At 64.7% G+C, this 14,728-nt stretch carries 12 protein-coding genes and 1 tRNA gene; 5 read left to right on the top strand and 8 right to left on the bottom strand.

Features of this window, described 5'->3' with window-relative positions; all coding sequences use genetic code 11:
* Positions 1-21 precede the first annotated feature (21 nt).
* Positions 22-582: a hypothetical protein gene (locus NUH88_RS07840; protein WP_257771192.1), complete on the top strand. Its 561-nt coding sequence runs from the start codon at positions 22-24 to the stop codon at positions 580-582.
* 320 nt (positions 583-902) lie between these two features.
* On the opposite strand, the gene NUH88_RS07835 is transcribed toward NUH88_RS07840, so the two are convergent.
* Complete coding sequence (locus tag NUH88_RS07835; protein WP_372743563.1) at positions 903-1,244, bottom strand: GMC oxidoreductase; 342 nt, start codon at positions 1,242-1,244, stop codon at positions 903-905.
* Positions 1,245-1,592: 348 nt separating this feature from the next.
* On the opposite strand from NUH88_RS07835, the gene NUH88_RS07830 reads away from it, so the two are divergent.
* The gene (locus NUH88_RS07830; RefSeq protein ID WP_257771190.1) at positions 1,593-2,129 is read left to right on the top strand and encodes a hypothetical protein; all 537 of its coding nucleotides are present in this window, start codon (positions 1,593-1,595) and stop codon (positions 2,127-2,129) included.
* A gap of 35 nt (positions 2,130-2,164) precedes the next feature.
* On the opposite strand, the gene NUH88_RS07825 is transcribed toward NUH88_RS07830, so the two are convergent.
* From NUH88_RS07825 to NUH88_RS07815, 3 genes are all read right to left on the bottom strand, one after another.
* Positions 2,165-3,763 carry a GMC family oxidoreductase gene (locus NUH88_RS07825; RefSeq protein ID WP_257771188.1) on the bottom strand — a complete coding sequence of 533 codons (1,599 nt, stop codon included), beginning with the start codon at positions 3,761-3,763 and terminating at the stop codon, positions 2,165-2,167.
* 5 nt (positions 3,764-3,768) lie between these two features.
* On the bottom strand, positions 3,769-4,737 hold the full coding sequence (locus NUH88_RS07820) for a 3-hydroxyacyl-CoA dehydrogenase family protein (protein ID WP_257771187.1): 969 nt from the start codon (positions 4,735-4,737) through the stop codon (positions 3,769-3,771).
* A gap of 99 nt (positions 4,738-4,836) precedes the next feature.
* Positions 4,837-5,703, bottom strand: coding sequence for a LysR family transcriptional regulator (locus NUH88_RS07815; protein WP_257771185.1), 867 nt, complete (start codon positions 5,701-5,703; stop codon positions 4,837-4,839).
* Between the two features lie 162 nt (positions 5,704-5,865).
* Between NUH88_RS07815 and NUH88_RS07810 the strand changes: the two genes are divergently transcribed.
* Positions 5,866-6,594, top strand: a complete 729-nt coding sequence (locus tag NUH88_RS07810) for a putative quinol monooxygenase (protein WP_257771183.1) — start codon at positions 5,866-5,868, stop codon at positions 6,592-6,594.
* A 110-nt stretch (positions 6,595-6,704) separates the two neighbouring features.
* Entirely contained in the window at positions 6,705-8,417 is a 1,713-nt protein-coding gene (locus tag NUH88_RS07805) for an N-acyl-D-amino-acid deacylase family protein (RefSeq protein ID WP_257771181.1), read from the top strand.
* A gap of 9 nt (positions 8,418-8,426) precedes the next feature.
* On the opposite strand, the gene NUH88_RS07800 is transcribed toward NUH88_RS07805, so the two are convergent.
* Positions 8,427-10,139, bottom strand: coding sequence for a S8 family serine peptidase (locus NUH88_RS07800; protein WP_257771179.1), 1,713 nt, complete (start codon positions 10,137-10,139; stop codon positions 8,427-8,429).
* A gap of 217 nt (positions 10,140-10,356) precedes the next feature.
* Between NUH88_RS07800 and NUH88_RS07795 the strand changes: the two genes are divergently transcribed.
* Positions 10,357-11,214 carry a hypothetical protein gene (locus tag NUH88_RS07795; RefSeq protein ID WP_257771177.1) on the top strand — a complete coding sequence of 286 codons (858 nt, stop codon included), beginning with the start codon at positions 10,357-10,359 and terminating at the stop codon, positions 11,212-11,214.
* 72 nt (positions 11,215-11,286) lie between these two features.
* Here NUH88_RS07795 and NUH88_RS07790 read toward each other — a convergent pair.
* The 3 genes from NUH88_RS07790 to NUH88_RS07780 all read right to left on the bottom strand — a co-directional run bounded on the left by NUH88_RS07790 (position 11,287) and on the right by NUH88_RS07780 (position 14,726).
* Positions 11,287-11,376, bottom strand: a tRNA-Ser gene (locus NUH88_RS07790).
* A 162-nt stretch (positions 11,377-11,538) separates the two neighbouring features.
* The gene (locus NUH88_RS07785) at positions 11,539-13,494 is read right to left on the bottom strand and encodes a MacB family efflux pump subunit (protein WP_257771175.1); all 1,956 of its coding nucleotides are present in this window, start codon (positions 13,492-13,494) and stop codon (positions 11,539-11,541) included.
* Between the two features lie 2 nt (positions 13,495-13,496).
* Positions 13,497-14,726, bottom strand: a complete 1,230-nt coding sequence (locus NUH88_RS07780; RefSeq protein WP_257771174.1) for an efflux RND transporter periplasmic adaptor subunit — start codon at positions 14,724-14,726, stop codon at positions 13,497-13,499.
* Positions 14,727-14,728 lie beyond the last annotated feature (2 nt).

The following is a 14,728-nucleotide window of genomic DNA, read 5'->3' as shown; positions in this document are numbered from 1 at the left end:
GGTGTGGTGAGGAATGCGATAATGTCAGACTGTATCGATCAAAATTTTCCGTGCCAAAATCCTGACTATTCAATTTTTGATACAGTTGCGACGAATGAACTTAATAGTCCTGATTCTGCAAGCGATATTGTCAATCATAGTTGGTTTTGTAGTATTATACCGACGGATGAGAAGTATCAAATTGGCGATCTAAATTCTTCGAAATATTTAAAACCTATGCACGGGAGAATGGGAATCTATCACTTATGGACAGACTATGATGAATGTGATGAACACCAGACTTATATAATGAAGTGTCAATATGTTGGTAAAGGTCCCCCAAGCATCAGAGTGGCCAGTCACATAAAGAGTAAATGGCCGAAGGAGGCGACGCTGTTTTTCACTTTTCACGAATGTGAGAACAGGATCGCCAAATATTACGAACAATTATTTTTGGATACGTACAATTTTGCTTTAAACGATAACGAGAACGGTGGCGCGGAGATTTTGTACGCTGTTTGGGACAAAGAACGTTACGAGCTAGGTACGCATCCGAGTGAGATCAGCAGTTACAGCAAGATGAACGGCCTAGATGACTTATAATGTTTTGAAAAATTGACTCCTCAGTTAAAAGTCTTGTCGGTGTCGTTTTCTTGATAATGGAAAAGGCTCTTGATGTATTTTCAGTTTTTGAACAAGAAAACATTCGTATTCTAAGGGTACCTTCTTGCCTCGAATCACTCGGATGACTGCATGGAGTCGTGCATGAAAATCCCGTAGTGCATCTCGCCATTTCCCTTCTTCAATCCGACCGCGGCGGCAGTCCCTTCCGACGTCATGGCGCCACAGTCAAAACATCCGGATCCGTTCGTCACGCCCTGCTTCTCCTCCGGACGCCCATCCTGGCCAGTGCCGTCCACCACTCACCCCGCCTCTGCCCTGATCAGATCCGCCGCCTTCTCGGCGATCATGATCGTCGGGGCGTTCGTGTTCCCCGTCGTCAGGTAAGGCATCACCGACGCATCCGCGACCCTGAGTCCCTCGACGCCGCGGACCCGGAGCTCCGGGTCGGTGACCGCCATCGGGTCTATCCCCATCTTGCAGGTGCCGACCGGGTGATAGAGCGTGGTGCCGCGCTCCCGGGCGAACTGCGCGAGCGCGGCCTCGTCCGCCGTCTCGGCTCCGGGCCAGAGTTCCGCCGCGCTGTGGCGTGCGAGGGGCAACGCAGGGTAGATCCGGCGGACATGCGCCATGCCGGAGAGCATCACGCGACTGGTTGACGGCTTCCCATGCTTGCTGTTGATGTGAGTCGCACAAGCAAAAGTCGTGCAAGTCAGAATGTTGACATTTGTAAACACGCAATCCATATTCGGAGCATGCAATGACTCGCCCCCGCCATCCGGACAAAGAGGTTGAGGAGGCGGTCCGGCAGGCTGAGGCGCTGGGCTGGATTTGTCGGCCGCAGGGGCATTGGGGGCGGCTTTATTGTCCCCAGAATGACCGCGAAGGCTGCCAGATCGGAGTCAATGGGACGCCCAGGAACGCGGGAAATCACGCGCGGCAGATCCTGCGGGCGATCAACCGGTGTCCGCACGGGGCCGGGGAGAATGACGATGGAAACGTTTGAGTTCAGCGTAATCGCCTCCGGGCTGGACCCGGTGGCGGAGGATTTCGAGGCGCGGTTCTACGATCACGGCTGCGACGACGCGCTGGTCTCGTTCCAGAAAGGCCATGTCATCGTCGATTTCGCGCGCGAGGCGGAGAGCTTCGGCGATGCCGTCGCCTCGGCGCTGGAGAATGTCGCCGCGACCGGCGCGCGGATCGACCGGCTGGAGCCGGACCCGCTAGTCAGCCTCTCTGACATCGCGAAACGGGCCGAGATGACGCGGGCCGCGATTTCCAACTATTACCGGGGCTGCCGGGGCGAGGGTTTTCCGGCGCCTGTGGCGCGCGTCACCTCGGACAGTCCGCTCTGGGAATGGGCGACGGTCGCCCGCTGGCTCGCCTGCAACGGCAAGCTCGCGCCCTCGGTCGCGGTCGAGGCGGAGCTGATCCGGCAAGCCAATCTCGCCGTCGCGGGCGGCGAGGTCCGCATCGGGCCGATGCTGCGGCAGCGGGCGACGGAATACGAAGAGACGCTCTGCGCCTGAGGGGGGCTCGCGGCCCGACCTGTGCCACCCGCCACTCACCCCGCCGCGGCCCTAATCAACTCCGCCGCCTTCTCCGCGATCATGATCGTCGGCGCGTTCGTGTTCCCCGTCGTCAGAAACGGCATAACCGACGCATCTGCGACCCTGAGCCCCTCGACGCCGCGGACCCGGAGCTCCGGGTCGACGACCGCCATCGAGTCGATCCCCATCTTGCAGGTGCCGACCGGGTGATAGAGCGTGGTGCCGCGTTCCCGGGCGAACTGCGTCAGCGCTTCCTCGTCCGCCGCGTCGGCTCCGGGCCAGAGTTCGGCGGCGCTGTGGCGCGCCAGTGACGGCGCGGCGAAGATCCGGCGGACATGGGCCATGCCGGCGAGCATCACCCGCAGATCGTCGCGGTCCGAGAGGTAGTTCGGTTTGATGCGCGGCGGCGCTGACGGGTCCGGGCTCGTGGCCATCACCGTGCCGCGGCTGGACGGGCGGGTCGGGCAGATCACCGTCGCCATGCCGGGCGCGCGCTCCAGGGCGAGCGGCTTGTCCGGATCGTAGCTGGCCGGCGTGAAGAGGAGCTGCAGGTCCGGGCTCTCCAGGCCCTCGCGGCTGCGGCAGAACACCATCGCGCTGGTCACGCCGAAGGTCAGCGCGCCGTTGCCGAAGAGGGCGAAGCGGCCGATCTCGCGCAGCACCCGCCAGCCGCGCGAGAGCTGGTTCATCGAGATCGCGTCCCTGACCCGGTGGGTGATGCGCGTGACATAGTGATCGGAGAGATTGGCGCCGACGCCCGGCAGGTCGTGGACCATCGGCAGGCCGAGGCTCGCCAGATGGCGGGCGGGGCCGATGCCGGAGAGCTGCAGGAGCTGCGGCGAATTGACGGCGCCGCCCGAGAGCACCACCTCGCGGGCGGCTTTGACCGCGACCTCCTGCCCGTGGCGGCGGAACACCAGCCCGGTGCAGCGGCGTCCCTCGAAACTCAGCTTCTGCACCAGGGCGTCGGTCTCGACCCGGAGGTTGCGGCGTTTGCGCGCCTCGGCGAGGAAGGTGCGGGCGGTCGAGGCGCGCCAGCGACCGCGCCGGGTCATCTGCGAATAGGCGACGCCCTCCTGGCCAGAGCCGTTGTAATCCGGGTTGAAGGCGAAGCCGGCCTCCTCGGCCGCCTGCACGAAGGCATGGGTCAGTGGCAGGATGGTGCGGTAATCCTCGACCGGCATCGGGCCGCCCCGCCCGCGGATTTCGTCCTCGCCCTTTTCGTAGCGCTCGGAGCGCCGGAAGAGGGGCAGGATTTCGTCGAAACTCCAGCCCCGGCAGCCAAGCTGCGCCCAGCCGTCATAGTCGGCCGGGTTGCCGCGCACATAGAGCATGCCGTTGATCGAGTGCGAGCCGCCGAGCACGCGGCCGCGCGGCCAGTGGATCGCCCGCCCCGCGGTGCCGTCCTCCGGCTCGCTCGCATAGTTCCAGTTGACGCTGGCGTTGTAGAGCAGGCTCTTCACGCCGGCCGGAATGTGGATCAGCGGATGGCGGTCCGGCGGCCCGGCCTCCAGCAGCAGGACCCTGGCGCCGGTCTCGCTGAGGCGGCTCGCGACGACGCAGCCGGCGGAACCGGCGCCGACCACGACATAGTCCGTTTCCAGCGTCTCCACGGGCATCACCCTTGCGGCCGGAGCGGCTGTTCCTCCTCGACCTTCTCCACCGCCGCCTTCAGCTTCAGCAGCCCGACATCGCGGTTGTGGAACAGTTCCTCCGGCTTCATCGAGCCATAGTCGAAATAGCCGGACCCGTTCATCACGCCCTGCTTGCCGTCTGCGATCAGCTTCTCCAGCGTCTCGCTTTTCCCCTTCACCTCGGGCGGGATGTACATCTTGTTGGCGAGCGCCCGGCGGCTCATGTCGAGGCCGGTGAAGTCCGCCTTCATCAGCGCGCCCATGGTCGCCATGCGGAGCGCGAGGCCGTACTTGATCGAGGTGTCGATCGCCTCGGCGTCGGCATAGCCCTCGTCGAGCAGGCGGGTGATCTCCAGCGTCATCGCCGCCTGCAGGCGGTTGGCGACATAGCCGGGCACGAAACGTTCGAACAGCACCGGCTTCTTGCCGATCGCCGCGTAATGGTCGCGCACGGCCGCGAGGTACTTCGGATCGGTCTCCGGCCCGCCGGCGATGTCGACCAGGTCGATGATGTAGGGCGGGGTGTACCAGTGGGTGATGATGAAGCGGCTCTGCAGGGAGGCCGGCGCGAGCGGGAAGGCGTCGAGATAGGAGGTGTTGCTGGCGATGATCGCCGTCGCCGGGGCGGCGCTCTCGAGCTCGGCATAGACTTCTGTCTTCACCTCGCGGTTCTCGACCACCGCCTCGACGATGAAATCGGCATCCGCGACGGCTTCGGCGAGGGTTCCGACCGGCGTGATGCGGGCGAGGATCGCGGCGGTCTCCGGCTTGGCGACGGAACCGCCGGCGACCAGGGTGTCGAGCGCGCTGCCGATCAGCTCCATGCCGGTCGCGAGCTGGCTTTCGCTGATGTCGGTCATCTTCACGGCATGCCCCGCGATCGCATGCACGAGGGCGAGCCCGTGTCCCATCAGTCCCGCGCCGATGATGGCGACCTTGGCGTTGCTGTCCATGTCTCTGGTCCTCCCCGGAGCCCGTCATTGCTTTGTTGGCAAGGAGGCTAGCAAAGCCGGGCGGGCGGGATTGATGACGATTTGGCAGCAGGGCGGGCGCTAGCCGGAGGCAAGCTCCCGGATCAGGGCGTCGGTCTCGGGCCGAGAGGCCTGCTGGCGGTAGCGCAGCGCCGAAACCTCGCGCGCGATCTCGACGTCCGCGATCGGCAGTGACACGAGGCCGGGATCCTGCGGGATCGCCGTCTCCGGCAGGATCGCCGCCCCGGAGCCCTGCCGGGCGAGCTCGAGCAGCCAGTCCACGCGGTTGGAGCGGTAGGCGGCATAGAGCCTCTGGCCGTGATCCGCGCAGGTCCGGTGCAGGGCGTCGCGCATCTCGCAATTCGGCCGGTCGAGCAGGAGCGTGCCGGCGAGCGCTTCGAGCGAGACCGTCTCCGAGGCGGCGAGGGCATGCCCTTTCGCGACCACGACCCGGTAGGTCTCGCGATAGAGCCGGTCTATGCGGTAGAGGTCGGGGCTGGCCTCCCGGGAGGTGAGGGCGAGATCGAACTCCCCGTCCCTCAGCCCTGCCAGCAGGTCTTCAGCCGGTGCGACGATCAGTTCGATCTCGGCCTGCGGAACCCGCGTCCGGAAGCGCTCGACCGCCGCCGCGATCCTGCTCTGCCCGATGGTCTCGCCGATCCCGATGCCGATCGGCACGCGCTCGAGATTCGTGTGCCGGACGGCCTCGGCCTTCGCCTCCAGCATCTCCCCGTGCACCCGTTCGAGCCTAGGGCGCATGAGCTTTCCGAGCGGTGTCAGCCGGCATCCAGCCCGGTCGCGCAGGAACAGGGCCTCGCCCAGTTCCTCTTCCAGCTTCCTGATCGCGACCGTCAGCGAGGGTTGCGAGACGTTGGAGGCCCTGGCCGCATGCGTGAAGTTGCGATGCTCGCAGACGGCGAGGAAATAGCGGACCTGGTTCATCTCCATCGGACCCTCCCGGGGTTCATGCCGGCAGTCTATCCGGAGGGCGTCGATAGTAAAAATCTATCGATAAATAGGATCTCGGAATTGGAGGCGGGGCCGCGCGGCATGCGACAAGAGCGCATCGAAACAAGCGGGCCCGATGCGGCCCGAACGAGGAGGCGATCCATGAAAACCCGCCAGTTCCTTCAAACGCTTTCAGCACTGGCCCTGATCACCGCGGCGACGACCGCGACTGCCGAGGAGACTGCGATGACAACCAAGACCGCGAGCTATATCGAAATGCGGGCCGCACAGGGCCAGACGGAGGTCTTCGCCGACTTCCTGACCGGCGCCGCGGCGATCGTGAGGGAAACCGAGCCCGGCACCGAATTGTGGTTCGCGCTGAAGGCGGACGACACGCTGGTCATCTTCGACATCTTCGCCGATGACGCGGCGCGCGATGCGCATTTCTCCGGCGCCGTCGCGGGGGCCCTGAACGGGAAGGCCGCGACTCTGGTCGAGGGGGGCTGGGACGGCGGTGTCGTTGCCGGGATCAGCAACGCGAACGTCCTTTCCGCGAAACCGCCTTTCGATCTCTACAGCGCGACGACCGCCACCTATATCAGGCTCGAGGCGGCCTCGGGCCGGAGCGACGAGCTTGCGGCCCTGCTGAGCGCGGCCGGGCCGGTCGTGGCGGAAACGGAGCCGGAGACGCTGTTCTGGACGGCGCTCCGGATCGACGGGACCCATTTCGCCATCTTCGATGTCTTCGCCGGCGAGGCCGGCCGCGATGCGCATTTCGCGGGCAAGGTCGCGGGATTGCTGAAGGAGAAGGCGCCGGAACTGGTCGCGGGCGGCTGGGAGGACGGCGTCGTCGCCAATGTCGGCAATTTCGACATCCTCGCCATCAAGTAAGCGGACCGCGCGCGTCCGATCAACACACTCGTGCCCGCGCGCGGCTTTACGGCGCGCGCGGGGAGGCTCACACTCCCGGAAAAAGAGAATAATATAAGGGAGAATGCGCCATGTCCGCTGAGCCTAGTCTGATCATCCGTAACGGCACCATCGTCGACGGCACCGGGGCGGACCCGGTGGAGGCGGATCTCGCCATCGCCGGGGATCAAATCGTCCAGATCGGCGAGGTCGCGGCGCGGCGCGGGGTCGAGGAGATCGACGCGCGCGGCAAGCTGGTGACGCCCGGCTTCGTCGACATCCACACCCATTACGACGGCCAGGCGGTCTGGGACAATCACCTCGCACCCTCGGCCTGGCATGGCGTCACCACGGCGATCATGGGCAATTGCGGGGTCGGTTTCGCACCCTGCAAGCCGGCGGACCGGGACAAGCTGGTCGAGCTGATGGAAGGCGTCGAGGATATTCCGGGCCCGGTGCTGCACCAGGGCCTGAAATGGCAGTGGGAGAGTTTCGCCGAGTATCTCGACGTGCTGGAGAAGCTGCCGCGGGACATGGATCTCGGCGTGCTGCTGCCCCATGCCGCGGTCCGCGTCTATGTCATGGGCGAGCGGGCGTTGAGCCTCGAGAACGCGACGGAAGAGGATATTGCGAGGATGCGGGCGATCGCCGCCGACGCGGTGCGTGCCGGCGCCTTCGGTTTCTCCACCTCGCGCACCATCAGCCACAAGAGCCTCGCCGGCGACTATACCCCGACCCTGCGCGCGCAGGAGGAGGAGCTGACAGGGATCGCCATGGGAATGGCGGATGCGGGCTCCGGTTTCCTCGAGATGGTGTCGGACTGGGACCAGCCGGACCCGGAAACCGAGTTTGCCATGCTCCGCCGCGTCATCGAGGCGAGCGGGCGGACCGCCGTCTTCACCCTCAACCAGCGCCACGACCGGCCGCATTTCTGGCGCGATCTCTTGAGGCTCGCGGGCGAGGCGGCCAATGACGGGCTCTCGATCCGCCCGGTGGTGGCGCCGCGCCCGATCGGTATCCTGCTCGGCCTCGAGGGCAGCCAGAACCCGTTCTCCGGCACCGCCACCTACCGTTCGATCCAGGACCTGCCGCTTCCCGAGCGCGTGGCCGCGATGCGCGACCCGGCGGTGCGGGCGAAGATCCTTTCAGAGGACCCGGTGAAGAGCAGCACCTTCCCGCTGATCCACCGGATCTCCTTCTCCAAGATGTTCCGCCTCGGCTCGCCGGCGAACTACGAGCCGGCGAAGGACCAGTCCATCGCCGCCATCGCCGAGCGCGAGGGAAGGACGGCGCCGGAGGTCGCCTACGACATCCTGCTGGAGCGCGAGGGACGCGGCTTCATCTACACGCCGCTGGTGAATTACGCGAATTACGACATGAGCGCGCCGGAGGAGATGCTGGCGGACCGGAACGCGATCATGGGGCTCGGCGACGGCGGCGCCCATGTCGGCTTCATCCTCGATGCCGGCTACCCGACCTGGCTGATGAGCTACTGGGGCCGGGACCGCGCCCGCTTCCCGATGACCGACGTGATCCGGCGCCTGACCTCGGACACGGCACGCGCCGCCGGCCTCTCCGACCGCGGCGTGCTGGCGCCGGGCAAGAAGGCGGACGTCAATATCATCGACTGGGACGGGGTCGGCTTCTCCGATCCGTACGTGACCTACGACCTGCCGGCGAACGGCAAGCGGCTGATGCAGAAATCAACCGGCTACGAGGCGACCATCGTCTCGGGGAGGGTGACCTATCGCTGCGGCGAAGCGACGGAGGCGCTGCCGGGCACGGTGGTGCGTGGGCAGAGGTAGAAGCGCGGCTCAGACGATCCAGTCGGTATAGAGCGGCTCCGGGCCGAGCGTCGTCAGCTGGACGTCGTCGGAAGTCGGGGACGGGGCGTCCTCGACGGCATCGACAGGAACCGTTTCCTCCGTCAGCCCCGTGAGCACCGCACTGGCTCCGCGCGACACCTCGATCGTGTAGGTACCCTGATAAATGAGCTTCCCGTCGATCCCGATGTAATGCGTGCCACTGGTGGTCGGTGTGTAGACCAGCAAGGCGTCCAGGCCTTGACCGCTGTCATAGTCACTCCCCACCTGATTAATGTCGGGGTCAAACAGAAATAACCGAATATCGTGCAATGTTCCGCCGCCGGATGAGCTACCGCGGGCGGCAATGGTGATCGTTTCACCGGCGGTCAATTCGGTACGAAACACATCGGCGTCTTGAAAAAAACTGATTGTGCCGACAACGGCTTCCCCGATGCCAACGTAACCGGGCGAATTGGTGGCATAAGGCAAATCTGTTGCGCCCTCGGAAATACCTGCCCGAAACTGCGCCGGCCCCATCGAGGGACCGGTCAGCTCGCCGGTCGAACGGCCTTCGAAAAATCCGTTGGTGATGTAGTGTTGTGTCGCAAGGTCGTCGTCCCCACCGAAGGCGGCGGCGAGGTCCGGGTTTGCGCTCATGTAGTTGTCGGCGTCGAAATTGGTCAGGCGGCCTTCCCATCTGCCGGCTTCGAGATAGTGGAAAGCCGCCGCCTCCCGGTCCGTGCCGAAGGCGCCGATCAGATCGGGATGGCTCGCGACATATTCCAGCCCGTCGAACTCCACTGTCCGGCCTTCATAGACGCCGGTCGAGAGATAGTGCGTGCGCGCAGCGCCCGCATCCCGGCCGAACGCCGCCTCGAGGTCGCTGAAGGAGGCGATGTATTCGAGCCCGCTGAAACTCGGGTCGATATGGGTCGCGATGGCGTAATCGACGGAGCCGGAATGGGTGTGCAGGAAATAGGTCGTCGCGCCATCGGCCGGGTCGACGGCCGAGCGCGGCCCGGCGCCGCCGAGCTGCAGCGTGTCGATGATCTGACCGAAGGACAGCCGGTCGCCCTTGACGCCTTCGACCAGCGCTTGGACGGTTGTGACGGTGGCGGCCACCTGCGGCGCCGCGAAACTCGTGCCGGAATAACCCGCGCCCGGGAAATCCTCGCCGTCGGCGAGGATGTGAACGGTGGACGGATGGTTTTGCGAAAAGGTGCTCGGATTTCCGGCGCCGTCATGGCTGCCGACGGAAATCACGTTGGAAAGGCGCGCCGGATAGGCGGCCGCTTCGAGCGCGCCGGACGTTCCGCCGTTGCCGGAAGCGGCGACCCCGAAGATGCCCCGGTCCGCAAGGGCGTCAATCTGCGCTCTGAAGGGGGAAGTGAAGGAAGAATAGGAGCTGGCGATGCTCAGGTTGTAACTTCCGATGTGCCAGCCGGAATCGTGCATGTCCCCGATCTGGGCCAGCGCGTTGCGGATCGCATAAGACGAGATGAAATACTCGCTGTTGCTGCTGACCTGGAAATCGACCCGCTCGAGCGCTCCATTGGTATGTTCGACCGACTCCGCAACGATGGAGCCGTGAGATGTCGAGCGCGCGCCGTCGGTATTGCCGTTTCTGTAGTAGTAGTCGTACTCGAAAAGGTTGGGGCCGAAGCGGGCTTCTGTCTCGTCCGTTACTCCTGAATCGACGATTGCAACCGACCATACACCCATGGATTTTATCCGCGCCCCCAACGTGTAGTTTGCAGGGATAGAAAGTTTCAACCGGGCGGGTCAAGTGAATACCGGCCAGCCAATTGTAAGACTGGAACATGCGCGCCCGGCTGCAATAGACTCGTCTTCGGAACGGACGCGAGCGACCGGGCGGCTTCGATAGCGTCGCGGCGCTCCACTCCCTCCGCAAGAGACAATGCTGACTTAGGAACCCGAGTTGAAGAAAGCGTTAGTCACCGTCCTTCTGGGCGATATGCACAAAAGGGTCTGGAACGATTTTCTGAAGACCAACTGGGAAGCCTGGGCGGAGCAGTACGGTTACGAGATCCTGGTCTTTGACGAGCGCCATGCGTTCGAGACCGAGTCGATCTATCTGACGAAGTACGAGGCGATGGCGAGCCAGCGCGCCCGGGCCTTCGATTTCGTCTGTTGGCTCGACGCGGACATCTTCATCAATCTGCTGGACGCGCCGGACATTCAGGAACATTGCGCGCCGGACCGGCTCGCGATCTGCCTTGAGGGGCATATCCCGGATTCGCCGCTTTTCCGAAAGGCCCGGAACAAGGTGGCGGGGATAGTCGCCAGGAACGGGATCGAATACGGGAACTACAATGCGCTCCATCGCGCCATCGACCCGGCGAGCACGGCAACGCACATGTTCAATACCGGCGTGTTCTGCTTCTATCCGGAACAACTGGCCGATTGGGTCGCCGCCTTTCCGAGACTCTTCGGGGACTATGCGGGCGGCGCGTTCTTCGACCAGGTCCCTTTCACTCATTACTGTGAGGCCGACGGAAAGGGGCAGCTCCTCGACGAGCGGTTCAACGCGCTCTGGCTCGTTTTCCGTTTCCTGCAGAACCAGCAGTCCGACAGTGTCTGCAAGAAATATCCCTTCGTCTCGGGCCATCTCCCGAACCTGATCAATGCGGTCAACAATTCCTGGTTCCTGCATTTCGCCGGCCGCCAGGACGACATCAAGTATCTCCCGGCCTTGACCCGGACCGGGAACCGATACGGCTTCCACAAACGCTTCTTCAAAGCGCTGGAGCAGGAAGTGAAGAAATTGACGGAATAGGTGCGGGTTTTCGCCGGCGGCGTTTACGGCTGAGGAAAAGACCCGCGGATCGGAATTTCCGGGAAAAGGCTCTGGCGGAGGGAAGGGGATTCGAACCCCTGAGGGGCTTCCACCCCAACACGCTTTCCAGGCGTGCGCCTTAAACCGCTCGGCCATCCCTCCTGAAGAGGCGCGGACCATACAAAAGGCCTTCCGGCTTTGCAACGGTTTGAAACGCGAAAAACCGGAAAAAACGCTGCGCGTGGCAAATCGCGGGCGGGCGGGCGCCTGTCGGACGGTTCCGTCCGCCTTTTCAGGCACTTGCCGAGGTTGCCCGAAGGTTCGTCAGTTCCCCGAGAGGACTACGGACGGGTCCAGCCGGGAGGCGTTGCGCGCCGGCAGGTAGCCGAAGACGATGCCGATCATGCTGGCGCAGAGTACCGCCGCCCCCATCGCCGAGACCGAATAGATCAGCGGGAAGGAGGAATTGAGCAGGCTGAAGATCAGGCCGAAGGCGAGCGCGGCGAGGATGCCGAGCACGCCGCTCAGCAGGCAGACCAGCACCGCCTCGATCAGGAATTGTTGCAGGATGTCGCCGCGCCGGGCGCCGACCGCCATGCGCACGCCGATTTCGCCGATCCGCTCCGAGACCGAGACCAGCATGATGTTCATCACCCCGATGCCGCCGACCGCGAGCGAGATCAGCGCGATGGCGGAGATCAGCAGAGTCATGGTCCGGGTCGTGCTGGTGATGGTCTTGCGGATCTCGTCGGTGTTCAGGATGAAGAAATCCTCGGTGCCGTGCCGTGCTTTCAGCAGGTCTGTCACCGCCTGTTTGGCGATTTCCATATCGGTTTCGTCGGTCACCCGCAGGATGATGCTGCGCAGCGTCGGGCTGCCGAGGATGCGCGCCTGCACGGTGGTATAGGGCAGGTAGAGCGTCAGGTTCTGGCTGCCGCCGAAGCCGCTCTGGCGGGCCTCGACCACGCCGATCACCCGGCACGGCACCTGGCCGACGAAGATGACCGACCCGATGGCGGCGCCCGGGTCGTCCGGGAAGAGAGTCGCCCGTGTATTCACGTCGATCACCACGACCTGTTCCATGCGCCGGATGCTCTCGAGCCCGAACAGGCTTCCCTCGGCGAGTTCCGTCGCCTTGGCCGCGAAATACTGGGCACCGACACCGTTCACCTGCGACGTCGCTTCGATCGCGCCATGACGTGTCGTCTTCGAGGTCGCGACCGTCGGCGTCACCGCGGCGACGAAGTCGCGGCGCGCGAGCGCGTCGGCGTCGGCCGCGACCAGGGTCTCGATGCGCCCGGAGCGCACGTCGCCGAAACTCTTGCCCGGAAAGATCTCCAGCGTGTTGGTGCCGAGCCTGCGGATATCGGAGAGCACCCTTTCGCTCGAGCCCTGGCCGAGCGCGAGCACGCAGACCACCGAGGCGATGCCGATGACGATGCCGAGCATGGTCAGCAGGGTGCGGAGCTTGTGCGCGCGCATCGCCAGCAAGGCCATAGCGAAGGCCTCGAAGAAGCGGTCGATCCCGGCGCGCCAGCCGGGCTGGGAGAAGGAGGGCGCGAAGTCGGGCGCCGCGACGGACTCCGATGTCTCCACGGTCTGCCGGTCGCTGACGATCTCGCCGTCGCTGAGCTCGACGATCCGCTCCGCCTGAGCCGCGACCTCCGGGTCGTGGGTGACGATGATGACGGTGCGGCCCTCGCGATGCAGCTCGTGGAGGATGGAGAGCACCTCGGCGCTGCTCTTGCTGTCCAGCGCGCCGGTCGGTTCGTCGGCCAGGATCACGTCGGCATCGTTGATCAACGCGCGGGCGATGGAAACCCGTTGCTGCTGGCCGCCGGAAAGCTGGCCCGGCCGGTGCCCGGCGCGGTCCGCCATGCCGAGACGGGTGAGCAGGGCCGCGGCCTTCTCGCGTCTCTCGGCGTTGCTTTGACCCGCATAGATCGCCGGCATCTCGACATTGCCCGCTGCGGTCAGCTCGGCCAGCAGGTTATAGCGCTGGAAGATGAAGCCGAAATGCGTGCGCCGGAGCGCCGCCAGATCGTCCGGGCCGAGCGCGCCGGTGGCGGTGCCGGAAATCCGGTACGTGCCGGATGTCGGCCGGTCGAGGCAGCCGAGAATGTTCATCAGCGTCGATTTGCCGGACCCGGAAGCGCCGATGATCGCCACCATCTCGCCGCGCTCGATGCTGAGGTCGACACTCTTCAGCGCGGCGATGGTGCCCTCGCCGGAGGGGAATTCCCGGCGCACGCTCTCCAGCCGGATCAGCGGGGACGACATGGCTAGAACCTCATCCGGAAGCGCCGCTGCGAGCTCGCCGCCGCGCCGCCGGACTGTCCGACCACGACTTTCTCGCCCTCGGCCAGCCCTTCGATCACCTCGGCCCGCACCTTGTTGTTGAGGCCGATGTTGACCTGCCGGGTCTCCACGGCGTCGCCCGCGCCGAGTACCCGGACCTCGAATTTCCCGTCGCGGCCCTTGCGGCCGAGCGCCGCCGCCGGGACGGTGAGGACGTTCTCTACGGAATTAAGCTGTATATGCACCTCCGCGGTCATGTAGGTGCGCAGCTTGCGCTCCGGATTGGGCACGCGGAAGCTGCCGATATAGTAGATCGCGCTGGAGCTGGTGCTTGAGCTGGAGGAAGAGCTGGTGCTGCTCGAGGTGCTGAGGCTGCTGTCGGAGCGGATGCTCTCGGGCGCGGGCTCGATGCTTTCCAGCACCGCGTCGTAGCGCCGGTCGGGATCGCCGAGAACGGTGAAATAGACCTTCTGGCCCGGTTCGACATGCAGGATGTCGGCCTCGGAAATCTCCGCCCGCACGTCCATCCGGTCGAGCTGTCCGAGGATGACGATGGTCGGCGCGGACTGTGCCGCGTTCACCGTCTGGCCCGCCTTGCTGACGATCGCCAGCACAGTGCCGTTGCTCGGTGCGAGGATGCTGGTATAGCCGAGATTGGCGTCGGCGGTTTCCACCGCGACCTCGGCCTCGACGATCTGCGCTTTCAGCGCCTCGATCTGGGCTTCGGTGGTACGGACGTCCGCCTCGGCGGATTCGAGATCGGCCTGGGAGACCGCGCGTTCCGCGATCATCGCCCTGCTGCGTTTTAGCGTCAGCCTGTTGCGGGTCAGGGTCGCCTGTTTCTCCGCGAGCTGGGCGCGCACATTGGCCAGCGCCGCCTCGGCCGTCCTGAGCGCGTTCAGCTGGGTGACGGAATCGATCTCGGCGATCAGGTCGCCTTCCTTCACCTCGTCGCCGAGATCGACATGCAGGGCGACGATCTGGCCGGAGACTTGGGCACCGACCGCGACAAGGTTCACCGGTTTCAGGATGCCGTTCGCGAGCACCGTTTCCTCGATGCTTCCGAGCGTGACCGGGCGCGTCATGTAAGTCGTCTTTTCGGACGGATAGAGCTCGCGCCAGCCGTAAGTGCCGCCGGCGCCGAGCGTGCCGAGCAGGAGGAGCGAGACCAGGAGGCGGCGCCAGCGCCGCGCTTTGGGGGAGGAAAAGGACATAT

Source organism: Nisaea acidiphila (assembly GCF_024662015.1).
GTDB lineage: Bacteria > Pseudomonadota > Alphaproteobacteria > Thalassobaculales > Thalassobaculaceae > Nisaea > Nisaea acidiphila.
The sequence above is the reverse complement of the archived record's forward strand: the minus strand, read 5'-3'. Positions and strand labels throughout refer to the sequence as shown.

Bases quoted from the DNA above. Each gene is read 5' to 3' on its own strand.
- NUH88_RS07835 (WP_372743563.1), bottom strand. From the start codon at position 1,244: ATGCTCTCCGGCATGGCGCATGTCCGCCGGATCTACCCTGCGTTGCCC.
- NUH88_RS07785 (WP_257771175.1), bottom strand. From the start codon at position 13,494: ATGTCGTCCCCGCTGATCCGGCTGGAGAGCGTGCGCCGGGAATTCCCC.
- NUH88_RS07840 (WP_257771192.1), top strand. From the start codon at position 22: ATGTCAGACTGTATCGATCAAAATTTTCCGTGCCAAAATCCTGACTAT.
- NUH88_RS07830 (WP_257771190.1), top strand. From the start codon at position 1,593: ATGGAAACGTTTGAGTTCAGCGTAATCGCCTCCGGGCTGGACCCGGTG.
- NUH88_RS07780 (WP_257771174.1), bottom strand. From the start codon at position 14,726: ATGTCCTTTTCCTCCCCCAAAGCGCGGCGCTGGCGCCGCCTCCTGGTC.
- NUH88_RS07800 (WP_257771179.1), bottom strand. From the start codon at position 10,139: ATGGGTGTATGGTCGGTTGCAATCGTCGATTCAGGAGTAACGGACGAG.
- NUH88_RS07820 (WP_257771187.1), bottom strand. From the start codon at position 4,737: ATGGACAGCAACGCCAAGGTCGCCATCATCGGCGCGGGACTGATGGGA.
- NUH88_RS07815 (WP_257771185.1), bottom strand. From the start codon at position 5,703: ATGGAGATGAACCAGGTCCGCTATTTCCTCGCCGTCTGCGAGCATCGC.
- NUH88_RS07810 (WP_257771183.1), top strand. From the start codon at position 5,866: ATGAAAACCCGCCAGTTCCTTCAAACGCTTTCAGCACTGGCCCTGATC.
- NUH88_RS07805 (WP_257771181.1), top strand. From the start codon at position 6,705: ATGTCCGCTGAGCCTAGTCTGATCATCCGTAACGGCACCATCGTCGAC.